Source organism: Streptococcus sp. Marseille-P7376 (assembly GCF_902460385.1).
Classification (GTDB): Bacteria; Bacillota; Bacilli; order Lactobacillales; family Streptococcaceae; genus Streptococcus; species Streptococcus sinensis.
Map to the genome: position 1 here is coordinate 173,545 of NZ_CABPTS010000001.1, position 11,990 is coordinate 185,534.

9 protein-coding genes are annotated in these 11,990 nt (G+C 43.7%); all 9 read right to left on the reverse strand.

Going from position 1 to position 11,990, the window contains the following annotated elements:
* Positions 1-93: 93 nt before the first annotated feature.
* On the reverse strand, positions 94-1,095 hold the full coding sequence (gene galE, locus FZ952_RS00700; protein WP_187423834.1) for a UDP-glucose 4-epimerase GalE: 1,002 nt from the start codon (positions 1,093-1,095) through the stop codon (positions 94-96).
* A 45-nt stretch (positions 1,096-1,140) separates the two neighbouring features.
* On the reverse strand, positions 1,141-2,622 hold the full coding sequence (gene galT / locus FZ952_RS00705) for a UDP-glucose--hexose-1-phosphate uridylyltransferase (RefSeq protein WP_148880227.1): 1,482 nt from the start codon (positions 2,620-2,622) through the stop codon (positions 1,141-1,143).
* 66 nt (positions 2,623-2,688) lie between these two features.
* The gene (locus FZ952_RS00710) at positions 2,689-3,867 is read right to left on the reverse strand and encodes a galactokinase (RefSeq protein WP_148880228.1); all 1,179 of its coding nucleotides are present in this window, start codon (positions 3,865-3,867) and stop codon (positions 2,689-2,691) included.
* A 171-nt stretch (positions 3,868-4,038) separates the two neighbouring features.
* Positions 4,039-5,175, reverse strand: coding sequence for an ABC transporter ATP-binding protein (locus FZ952_RS00715; protein WP_002904355.1), 1,137 nt, complete (start codon positions 5,173-5,175; stop codon positions 4,039-4,041).
* 21 nt (positions 5,176-5,196) lie between these two features.
* The gene (gene gtfA / locus FZ952_RS00720) at positions 5,197-6,642 is read right to left on the reverse strand and encodes a sucrose phosphorylase (protein WP_148880229.1); all 1,446 of its coding nucleotides are present in this window, start codon (positions 6,640-6,642) and stop codon (positions 5,197-5,199) included.
* Positions 6,643-6,817: 175 nt separating this feature from the next.
* Positions 6,818-7,651 carry a carbohydrate ABC transporter permease gene (locus FZ952_RS00725; RefSeq protein WP_002915387.1) on the reverse strand — a complete coding sequence of 278 codons (834 nt, stop codon included), beginning with the start codon at positions 7,649-7,651 and terminating at the stop codon, positions 6,818-6,820.
* Between the two features lie 13 nt (positions 7,652-7,664).
* A complete protein-coding gene (locus FZ952_RS00730) occupies positions 7,665-8,531 on the reverse strand; it encodes a carbohydrate ABC transporter permease (protein ID WP_148880230.1) in 867 nt (288 codons plus the stop codon).
* A gap of 13 nt (positions 8,532-8,544) precedes the next feature.
* Positions 8,545-9,804 (reverse strand): extracellular solute-binding protein, encoded by a 1,260-nt coding sequence (locus tag FZ952_RS00735; RefSeq protein WP_148880231.1) that lies wholly within the window; start codon positions 9,802-9,804, stop codon positions 8,545-8,547.
* Positions 9,805-9,816: 12 nt separating this feature from the next.
* On the reverse strand, positions 9,817-11,979 hold the full coding sequence (locus tag FZ952_RS00740) for an alpha-galactosidase (RefSeq protein WP_148880232.1): 2,163 nt from the start codon (positions 11,977-11,979) through the stop codon (positions 9,817-9,819).
* Between the last annotated feature and the right edge of the window lie 11 nt (positions 11,980-11,990).

Below are 11,990 nucleotides of genomic sequence, written 5' to 3' on the forward strand. Positions count from 1 at the left end.
ATCGTTGCGCAACAGTTGTTTCTTTATAAAATTTAACCATAATCTGATTCAAAAAGCAAGAAAAAAACCAGCTTTTCTTGCTGGTTTGTCAGTTTATCCTCTATCATCATAGCCATTTGGATGGCTGGAATGCCATTTCCAAGCGGTTTCAATGATGGTTTCGATATTGTCAAATTTCGGCTGCCAGCCCAGAACCCTTCTTGCTTTCTCAGAGGAAGCAATCAGCGTATCCGGATCACCTGGGCGCCGCTCTGCTATTTCCAAAGGAATCGGATGTCCGGTCACCTTGCGAGCTGCTTCTACAATTTGCAGGTTAGAAAAGCCAGTCGAGGAGCCAAGATTAAAAGCATCCGAAGGCTGACCGGCACGCAGATGCTCAACCGCTAAAATATGAGCGTCAGCTAGGTCGAAAGGATGGACATAATCGCGAACATTAGTCCCATCAGGAGTGTCGTAGTCATCGCCAAAGACAGAAATCTTCTCACGTTTGCCCTGAGCAACCTGAAGCACAATCGGCAAGAGATGAGTTTCGGGTCCGTGGTCCTCACCGATAGAGCCATCAGGCTTAGCACCAGCCACATTGAAATAACGCAGGGCTACAAACTTGATGCCATAGGCCTGGTCTGCCCAACGCATAATGGTCTCCATCATGAGTTTGCTCTCACCATAAGGATTGATAGGCTTTTGCGGAGTCGTTTCCAGAATCGGAACTTCCTCAGGAATACCATAAGTCGCCGCTGTCGAAGAAAAGACAATATTTTTAACACCGCATTCCTGCATGACCTCCAAAAGAGAAACCATGCCGGCTGTGTTATTGTCAAAATACTTGAGTGGATCCGACATAGACTCTGCCACCAGTGAAAAAGCAGCAAAGTGAATGACTGCATCGATAGATGGATGTTTGGCAAAGACATCACGCATAAAGTCCTTATCCGCCAAATCCCCCTCATAAAAGACTGCTTTCGGATGGACGGCTGCCCGATGACCAGTCACCAAATTATCAACGACAACTACCTCTTCCTTGCCTGCCGCTACCAGACGGTCTACCATGTGCGAGCCGATATAGCCAGCTCCACCTAATACTAAAATTGCCATAAAACTTCCTTTCCCTGTTACGCTAGATTCATTATAACACATTTCCTAGGGCTGGATGCCGACGGATTTGACAAAGCGCATGAAAGCCTCCTGCCCTTCCTCTGTTCGCTTGTAGACTCCCGCGTCTTCCAACACACGGCTGAAAATTTGTCCAACCGAGGCCTGAACTACTCCTTCCACCGTCTCAGCGGTAACATCTGGATTCTGGTCTTTGAGTTGACTGGCCCATTCCTGATGATAGGCAGCAACCTGACAGTCTTCTCCCAGCAAGAAAAGTTCTACCTGCTTGAGTTCTTCCTTGAGCCGAGGCGGTAGAATAGCCAGTCCCATAACCTCAATCAGGCCGATATTTTCTTTCTTAATATGCTGCACATCTGCATGAGGGTGATAAACGCCGTCTGGATGTTCCGGCGACGTTTGATTGTCCCGCAAGACCAAGTCTAGCTCAAAAAATCTATCTTTTCTGCGGGCAATCGGTGTGATAGTGTGATGTGACTCACCCTCAGACTCTGCCAACACATGCACACTAGGGTCAGAATAAGTCCGCCAAGCCTGCAAGATCTTGTCAGCCAACTCAATCAACTGTTCCTTCTTCTCAGATCTCAGCCGAATGACGGACATGGGCCACTTGACAATGCCTGCTTCCACCTCATCAAATCCGCTAAAAGTAAAGTTGCAATCCAGCTCTGCTATTTCCATAGGGAAAGTATGACGTCCGCCCTGATAGTGGTCGTGGGTCAGGATAGAGCCGCCGACAATGGGCAGATCGGCATTTGAGCCAGCAAAATAACCCGGAAAAGTCTCAACGATGTCCAGCAAGCGCTCAAAGGTCAGCTGACTAATAGACATGGGAAGGTGCTGACTGTGCAGAAAGATGCAATGTTCATTAAAGTAGGCATAGGGCGAATACTGGAAGCCCCACTCCTGTCCGGCCAAATCGAAGCGAATAATCCGATGGTTGGCTCGGGCTGGGTGGTCCAAGCGGCCTTGGTAGCCTTCATTTTCCATGCAAAGCTGGCAGGCTGGATAATTACTATTCTTAGCCTTTTTAGCTGCCGCAATTTCCTTGGGATCCTTTTCCGGCTTGGAAAGATTGATAGTGATTTCCAAATCTCCATATTCAGTCGGTGCTTTGAAAGCAATGTTTTTAGCAATAGCCTTGACCTTGATATAGTCATTTTTTTGACTAAGCTGGTAAAAATCAGCTACAGCTTGCTCGGGATTGGAGGCATAAGTCGTCCAGAAGTCCCGATTGAGCTGGCTAGGGGCAGGGGTAATCAAGTTCATGAGCTCAGCTCCCAGTACATCCTGCTCAGCCAGAGTATCACCAATCTTCCCATTCTTCATAGCTACAGCTACCAAGTCATCCTTCAGGTCAATTAACTGCTCAGCCGTCGTCTCCTGCTCAGCCACTGTCTCTCCAACCAGAGCCATGACACGATTGCTTAGATAAATGGCGTCCATTTCCTCAAAAGTGCTATTGTCAATCACTGCTGATACAAAAGCATCCAGTAACTTCTTGGGCATAGTTCTTCCTTTCTCTTGCTAGTAAAGGGCTGGCATTACTGTCAGCCCAAGTTTCTTTTCTGCCATTTAATCCAGCACTCGGCTTCCGCCAGCTACTTCTGCAATGTAGAAGCTAGGGGCATAGCCGACAACTTCTTGATACTTGCGGCCGACATTTTCTTTGAAAGATTCCACCCCATCCTTAGCAACTAAAGCAATGGCGCAGCCACCGAAGCCAGCCCCAGTCATACGAGCCCCTAGAACACCATCTTGCTCCCAGGCCGTATGAACCAAGGTATCCAGCTCTAGACCAGTCACTTCATAGTCATGCTCCAATGAAACGTGGGAAGCATTCATGAGACGGCCAAACTTTTCAAGATCGCCTGTCTGCAAAGCTGCCCGTGCTTGCAAAGTACGTTGATTTTCTAAAACAGCATGGCGAGCTCGTTTGAGACGATTTTCGTCCTCTATCAGATAGCTATACTCATCAAAGGCCCACTCATCCAACTCGCCTAAGGTTGCGATAGACAGCTTACGATTGAGCTCTTCAACAGCTTTTTCACACTCAGCACGGCGTTCATTGTACTTAGAATCCGCCAATTCCCGACGCTTGTTGGTATTCATAATCACTACGACATTTTCCTTGAGATCAAGCGGCACCAAGTCATATTCAAGAGTATTGGTGTCAAGGTAAATAGCCCGCTGGTCAGCTCCCATTCCGATAGCGAACTGATCCATAATACCAGAATTAACCCCGATAAATTCATTCTCAGTCAATTTACCAATTTTCACTAGGTCCAGACGTTCCAACTGCAAATCAAAGAGTTTCTCAGCAATGACACCCGTCAAAAGCTCTAGAGATGCAGAAGAAGACAAGCCCGATCCGTTGGGAATATTTCCATAAACATAGATATCCATTCCTCGGTCAGTCTTATGACCCGCCTCCTGCAGAAAATGCAGAACTCCTTTCGGATAGTTGGTCCAGTTATGCTCAGGCTCAAAGTGCAGGTTTTCCAACGGCACTTCAATAATCCCTTTTTCTTCAAAATTCCCTGAGAAGAATCGCAAGAGCTGATCGTCCCGCTTGCGAGCCGCTCCATAAGTTCCTAGGGAAATTGCTGCAGGAAAGACATGGCCGCCGTTATAGTCCGTATGCTCACCAATCAGATTGATTCGACCAGGTGAAAAGAATGTGTGATCCGCTTCTACTCCAAAAACTTTGGCAAAATCTGCGCGGACTTGCTCCGCTGAAATTAGGTTTGACATAAGCTAAACTCCTTTAAAATGAATGATCGACTTTGTAATCGTTTTCTTTATTATACCTGTTTTTGAGTAAAATTTCAATAAATTTAGTAAAATTTTACTAATTTTATAGATAGATTTTTTGTAAAAATCCAAACAGTAATCTGTCTGGATTATTTTATAAGGAGCAATAGATTAGAAAATATTGTCTTCCGTCTCAGCATCAAAGTAATGCGCCTTGTTTAGGTCGAAGCCAAGTTTGATACTGCTTCCTGTATTCATATGATCACGTGCATCAACTTTGGCAACAAACTCACTGCCACCAACCGCACAGTAGAGGTGAGACTCCGCTCCAAGCAACTCAGAAACAGAAATCTTCGCAGTTAGAACCGACTCAGGGAAGGTTTCCAGAAAGGCTGGTTCCATGTTGATATCTTCCGGACGAATACCAAAAATCAACTTATTGCCTTCATAGCCCTTCTCCCGCAACCCCTTAAGATTGCCCTCTGGGACTTGGAGACTGAAGTCTCTGTTTGGTCCGACAAGACGGCCATCTTCCAGTGTCACTTCAAAAAAGTTCATAGCTGGGCTGCCAATGAAGCCGGCAACAAACTTATTTGCCGGATGTTTATAGACTTCCTGCGGTGTACCAATCTGCTCCACTCGTCCAATCGTTCCAGTTCCAGCAGGATTCTTGGTCGCTGACATGATAACGATACGATCCGCCAAGGTCATAGCTTCTGTTTGGTCGTGGGTAACATAAATAGTTGTTGCCCCGATACGGCGGTGAATCTTGGCAATCTCCGCCCGCATAGAAACACGCAGCTTAGCATCCAAGTTAGACAGAGGCTCATCCATAAGGAAAACCTTTGCATCCCGAACGATAGCGCGTCCCATAGCTACCCGCTGACGCTGACCACCAGACAAATCAGCTGGCTTGCGCTGCAAGAATTCCTTCAAGCCTAGGATTTCTGCTGCTTCGTTGACCCGTTTGTCAATATCTTCCTTGCTGTACTTGCGCAGCTTTAGACCAAAGGCCATGTTATCGTAGACAGTCATATGCGGATAAAGGGCATAGTTCTGGAAGACCATAGCGATGTCGCGGTCTTTTGGTGCCACATCATTGACCACTGTACCGTCAATAGAGGCTGTTCCTTCGGTGATGTCTTCAAGACCCGCAATCATACGCAGCGTAGTTGATTTCCCGCAACCGGACGGACCGACAAAGACGATAAATTCCTTGTCCTTGATATCTAGATTGAAGTCTTCCACTGAGTAGTGGTCGCTGTTGGGATATTTTTTATAGATATTTTTCAGATTTAATTCTACCATTCTTCTTCTCTTTTCTTATCTCTATTCAAAAGTGATAGCTTGGCCATTTTCACTAGCGCTATATGTCAATTCTTTGAGGTTAATAACTACTTGAGCAGTGACTGATTTATCTGCATTGCTACGGACAATCCGGAGGCTATTTTCATCCAATAGATTCACTTCAATAGTGCCATCTAGGTCAAAGGCAGCAGACTGGTTGCGGTAACTGAAAAGCTTGAGCAAGGCTTGCACAACTGGACGCTTGACTTCTTCAGCAATCTCCTCATTACTGTAATAATGACGGTTGATATTGCGGCCTTCCTTAGTATTTTCTAGCAGTTCAAGGTCATTTTTCCCAGCTAAGAAACCAACATAATAGACCTGTGGAATCCCTGGAGCAAAAGCCTGAATCAGACGGCTAATGAAGTACTTCTTGTCGTCATCTCCCAAGGCTGAGTAGTAAGTCGAGTTAATCTGGTAAATGTCCAGATTATTGTACTCAGCTGAGGAATATTTGCGCTTGACATTGGCCCCAACCTTATATAGTTCATTGGTTGCAAAGTCAATTTCTTCGTCAGTCAGAATATCCTTAACATCAACAACCCCAATACCATCGTGAGTATCCAGTGTTGTGAATTGCTTCATAGGACTCATTTCAAGCCACTTGACTAGACGCTCAGCTTTACCACTGTATAGAGAATAAAGAGTTACCATCGGCAGCGCAAAATCATAGACAAAGTAGCCATGCTCTGCAATCTTGAACTGGATAGAATAATGCTCATGAATTTCTGGTAAAATATCCGTCCCAAACTCAGCCGCTTGCTGCTGAACTTTTTCTAATAAATCCCAGATTTCTGGCTCAACAAAGAAATCATTGGTATCTAACTTTTTGACTGCATAGGCAAATGCATCTAAACGAATCAGATCACAGCCATGCTCTGACAGTTGACGCAATGTTTTCTTGATGAAATCATTAGTTACCTGACTGCGAACATTTAGATCAATCTGCTCTTCACCAAAGGTGTTCCACAGATACTCGGTGCTTCCATCTGCAAAGACGATTTCTTGCTTAGGTGCACGATCCTTACGCTTATAAATCAAATCAACATCAGCTTGCGTCGGACGATTTTCTGGCCAAAACTTATCCCAGCTGAGAAAGAGGTCACGATACTCACTCTGATCCTTCTTTTCCTGAAAATCCTTATAATACTTGGACTGGCGTGAGATGTGGTTGATCATAAAGTCAAACATGAGATAATATTTTTCACCCAGCTTTTCTACATCCTCCCAGTCACCAAAGGCTGAATCAACCTCTTCATAGTCTACTGGGGCGAATCCCCGGTCACCAGTTGATGGGAAGAAAGGAAGCAAATGCACTCCTCCAACTGCATCGCCAAAATGCTTTTCTAAATTGTCATATAAATCTTTTAAATTCTCCCCCAAGCTGTCTGAGTAAGTAATCAGCATGGTCTTATTTTGAATAGCCATAGTCTTCTCCTCTAAAATCTTGTCTTCTATACTCTTTCCCATGCGCTGAATAGAACACGCCCTAAGCTCTGTGCGAAAAAGATGAATCTTCCACAGCCGTTACTAATTCAGTAGTTTACGGATGTGGTTGCCTTTGTATGCACTGTGAGCTTTTTACAGGTTTTGTATCTTGAGCTTACTTCACTGCCCCGTTGCTCATTCCAGCAATAATGTTGCGCTGGAAGATAAGATAAACGATAGTAATGGTGATAATCCCAACAACATAAGAAGCAAAGCTCGGTCCATAATCATTAAAGTATTGACCTGTGTAGTTATATTGGAAGAGTGGCAGAGTCCACATCTTGGAGTCTTTATTGAGTACCAAGAGAGGAAGCATGAAATCATTCCAGAACCAGAGGGCATTGATAATCATAGTTGTCGCATGCATAGGTTTCATCATAGGAAAGATAATCTTGAAATAAGTTGTAAACTTTCCAGCACCGTCAATTTCTGCTGCTTCATCCAGACTGTCTGGAATGGAAATCTTAATGTAGCCTACATAGAGAAAGAGAGTCTGTGGAACAGCGTAAGCCAGATAGAGGATAATTAATCCCCAAGTGTTGGCTAGTCCTAGCTTACTCATCATAACTGTGATAGGAATCATGATAACTTGAAAAGGAACGAAAATCCCTAAAATCAAAAGCGTATACATAATACCAAAAGCTTTTTTCTTAGACATATTACGAGCGATAGAGTAAGCAGCCATGGGAATAAAAATCATGACAACAGCCAAAGATAGAACCGTGATTACAATTGAATTCCAATAGTAGCCTCCGATACCATCAGCCAAAAGGCGTTGGAAATTTTCTAAAGTCGGTTGAGTCGGAAATCCGAAAAAATTATTAACGATGTCTTTGGTAGACTTAAAGGAACTGAATATCGTTGCTAAGAGTGGAATTAAAATGATAATAGACCCCAGTGTTAGCAAGATATATTTACTAAAATTAGCTTTTCTTTCTGCATTTTTCATCGGGCTTCTCCTCTTAGATTTCAAATTTCTTAGATACTCTCAACTGGATAATAGAAATAACCGCAATCAAGAGAAACAGGATAACAGCAATGGCATTGGCATAACCAAATTGATTGCTCTTAAAAGCATAGTTGTATACCAGAAGTCCTAGAGAGGTGGTCGCATTATTCGGACCGCCGCCTGTCATGGCAAAGACCTGGTCAAATGCAGTCAAACCACCTTTTAGAGCCAAGATAAAGACCATGGAAACGCTTGGTAGCAGATAAGGAAGTTCCACCTTCCAAAAAATTTGTTTGCTGCTAGTTCCATCAATTCGAGCTGCTTCTGTAATCTCAGTCGGGATAGACTGAAGGCCAGCTAGGAAGATGATAATGGGCATGGCTACCCCTTGCCAAAGCAAGACGAAGATTGCTGCAAAGATTGCGCCTCCATTCGTTCCTAGAAGGCTGGTTTTAAGAAATTCAATTCCTAAGGCATTCCCTATAGCTGGCAATCCGTAGTTGAAAAGTTGCTTAAAGATAAGAGCCACAGTCAATCCAGATAGGACAGCGGGGAAGAAAAACCAAGCTCGGAAGAAAGTCTTTCCCTTTATCTTCGAGTTGAGAGCTCGCGCTATCCAGATTCCCAGCATAATCTCACCAACCACCATACAAATAGTAATGATCAATGTAAAGCCTATTGCGTTCATAAACTTAGGATCGCTCATGAGGAGCATAAAGTTATTGAGTCCAACAAACTTATAATTATAGGTCAAACCAGTCCAGTTTGTCAGACTGTAGAAGGCACCCTGAAACATGGGCACATAGAAGAATACAGCCTGTAGTACAAGGGGAACAAGGACAAAGAGCCAGCCCCAATATTTCTCAATCAATTTTTTCATAGTAGATCTACTCCTACTCTACGTCTGCTTTCATCGGATTGAAGAAGGCATTTAGTGCTTTCGCCATATCCTCTTTGTTTCCAGTTGTAATATAATTCCCAGTCAAGGTATAAAAATCACTTTCACTGGTCCAGTCTTGAGCTAGCCAAACGAGGTGTCGGTCTGTAAATGCTAGTTCAGCAAGACCGGCTAGCGGTGCATCTGACCCAGCTTCCTTGACACCTTCAATAGCTGTTGGTGAGCCGTCCACATCATAATATTTCTGCATAACTTCTGGACGTGACATATATTCAACAAAGGCATTGGCTTCTTTCTTGTGCTTACTACTTGAAGAGATAGACCAAGCTAGATCTCCTGCTCCAATGGTCAAGCTTTGTCCTTTTTGCTTTCCAGGAAAAGGGAAAGTTCCAACATTAAACTTAGGCTCTTGCGCATTGATTGCTGTGATAGCCCAAGAGCCATTTGGAGTCATCAGGGCATCGCCTCTAGCGAAGGCACCGACAACATCAGTATAGCCTGCTCCCTGCCAGTTGGTTTGCATGGCACCTTTTTTGCGGAATAAATCTAACAGTCTGAAATCATCTTTAAGCACTGAATCTGAAGACTTGATGGCATTTGGCTTGGAAAAACGTAGATAATCATTCGCTTCCTTACCGCCACCTGTTGCAGTGGCAAGAGCTAACTGATGATAACCATTCAAGGTCCAAGTATCTGCTCCTGCAATGGCAAAAGGTGTTTCCCCTTTTGCTATAATCGTATCAACTAATTCTTCAAATTCTTCCCAAGTCTCTGGAACTTTCAATCCCAGTTCTTTAAATTTATCTTTGTTGTAATAAATACCATAAGCATTGGCAGTATAAGGGATATTGTAAATTTTTCCGTCAATCGCATATTTATCTGCGTAATGATTCTTAACTCGCTTAATATAGTCTTTGTCAGATAAATCTTCAAAGTACCCAGCCTTAGCCCATTCTTGCAATTCAATAGACTGGGGATAGATATTGACAACATCTGGGATATCTCCAGCCAGAACGCGCGTTTTGAGTACTTCCCCAGCGTTAGGGACGTATACCACTTTCACATGCACATTCGGATTTTCTTTTTCGAAGTCTTTGGCAATCTCACGAAGGGTATCAACCATTTCACCCTTCTGATTGAAATACTCAATCGTTACCTTACCATCTGTTGACTCACCTTGGCTGCTGCAAGCTGACAGCCCCAAAAGGGACAGTCCTGTAATAGCAGCTAAGCTCATCTTTTTAAACCATTTCATGGTCTAGCCTCCTTATTTTTTAATAAAATGCAACTGTCTGCTAAGATAATCTCCTTGCGGAAGATTCATAGTGATACCAGCATACATGAGTTCTGCACCTGAGTAAACTGCGCCATTTCCCTGAAGTTCATAAAGCCCTTCTTCCTCTAAGTCTTTTAGTTTCAAGGTTGTTTCCATCGTTTCCACAACTGATAAGACTCGGACATATGTTACAATCGTTTGATCTTCATAGTTAAATTGAACTGCTGCTTCATTGGAGCCAACATCTGGATTGATTAGCCTATACTGACGTCCTAGCTGGACCACTGGCCGTAATTCTTTATACAACTTCACCTGGTCTGCAATCGCCGCTTTCTCTTCATCTGATAGACTAGTCAAATCAAGCTCATACCCCAAATTTCCCATCATAGCCACATGACCACGAGTTGCCAGCGGAGTAATTCGTCCCATCTGATGATTAGGCACTGCCGACACATGAGCACCCATTGAAATAGTCGGATAAAGATAAGAAGACCCATATTGGATTGGCAAACGAGCTATGGCATCGGTATTGTCACTAGCCCAGACTTGAGGGAAATACCGCATCATACCAAGATCATTTCGTCCACCACCACCTGAGCAGGACTCAAAGAGAATATTCTCATATTTCTCTGTCAAATATTTTACAATTTCATAAAGCCCCAAGATATACTTATGCGACTGCATTTTGGTCGCCAGATAGTTAGTGCCATTCCCAAGATTGGTAATATTACGATTCATATCCCATTTTATGTAGTCAATATCGTGCTGACTCAACAGCTGATCCAGTGTTCCTTTGATATAGGCTACCACATCTGGATTAGCATAATCCAATACGAGTTGATTGCGAGAGTAGGTATGATCCCGATCAGGCACTTGAATAGCCCAGTCTGGATGTGCCCGATAAAGCTGACTGTCTACGGAAATCATTTCTGGCTCAACCCATAAACCAAATTGCAATCCTCTGCTATGAACTTCTGCTATGAGCTCTGTCAAACTGCCACCTAGCTTATCTTCATTGACAAACCAGTCGCCCAGAGCCCGATTGTCATCAAAACGGTTGCCAAACCAGCCATCATCGAGAACAAAGAGCTCAATACCAACTTTCTGTGCCTCATCTGCTAACTCTAGCAACTTCTCTTTTTTGAAATCAAAGTAAGTTGCTTCCCAGTTATTGATTAAAATTGGCCGCTCTCGCTTCGCAAAAGCTTTAGGAATGATATGCTCTTGAACAAAAGCTTGGCTCTCATGACTAAGACCAGTCAAACCCTGAGCCGAATAATTCAACAGAGCAACAGGACTATAGAAAGTCTGCCCCGCTTCCAGTTTCCAAGCAAAGTTATCTTCATTGATACCGATACCTAGCCGAACTTCATTCAACTGATTTTGCTGAATCCAAGCTTCAAAGTTTCCGCTATAAAGGAGCTGAATTGCCCAAACTTGACCAGCCTCTTCCGTCGATTCACTATCACAAAGGATAAGGCTTGGAGTCTGCGCGTGACCAGAAGCTCCTCGGTTGGAAGCTATTTTGAAAATTCCCTGTTCTAGCTTGTGACGACGAACTGTTTTTTCCCTAGCATAAGCTCCCTGTAAACTAATCACATCATAAGCACCTGCCGGCAAATCTGTCATTAAGCTCAAGTTCTTATGTATGACTGCTGTCTCTCTACCGATATTTTCCAGCTTAGTAAAGGTTGCAATGGTATTGCTATCCTCAAAAGCTGTGTAATAGAGAGTGAGGCGTAAGTGAGCTACTGCATCCTCTAAAATAAAGGCCAGTGTTTCTGCATCTTCTGTACTGTGAGGGCTAGGCAGTCCTGGAACTTCCAAACCTCCCTTAATCAGCTGACTCTCAACAAACCGAAAATCTGTTACTTCATTATTAGCATGTTGGACTTGCAGAGAAGGTTGCCGAAAGTCTCCTAAACCATGCTGACCCAAAACCTGCCGCTGGGTATCTAAGCTAAAACTCCGCTCATTCGACCTCGGATTACCAGAAAATGCATGATCTCGCTCAAATACTGTATTGGAAAAATGATAGGATTCGATTTTTCTGCCTAAGTGTTTAAGCAAAAGGTAGCCATCCCTTTCCTCAATGATAAGACTGGAATCTTTTGTATTGATGTAGAATAGATGCTTGTCTATTTTGATAGCCATTTCTGAACCTC